We start from the raw sequence: 223 nt of genomic DNA, 5'->3' as shown, positions 1-223 counted from the left end.
CTTCGGTTCGGACGACGAGGATGCGCCGCCGGAGATTCTCTACGCCTCCCTGACGGTCGGGGGCGAGGCACGCCGGGTCTACCGGTTTCAGGGAGAAGACGGATCCGTCGATTATTTCGACGAGAGCGGCCGCTCCCTGAAGAAGTTCCTGCTCCGCAAGCCGATCACGGACGGGATTCTGCGTTCCGGCTTCGGGTCGCGCTTCCACCCGATCCTCGGCTAT

General features: G+C 64.1%; 1 pseudogene. It reads left to right on the top strand.

The window, feature by feature from the left end:
- Nucleotides 1–223 (top strand): annotated as a pseudogene (locus E4K09_RS26700) (M23 family peptidase); the annotation flags it as partial.

The sequence above is a fragment of the Microvirga pakistanensis genome (genome assembly GCF_004458765.1).
GTDB classification, from domain to species: Bacteria; Pseudomonadota; Alphaproteobacteria; order Rhizobiales; family Beijerinckiaceae; genus Microvirga; species Microvirga pakistanensis.
Note: the sequence above shows the minus strand (reverse complement) of the source record. Positions and strands in the feature narration are given on the sequence as shown.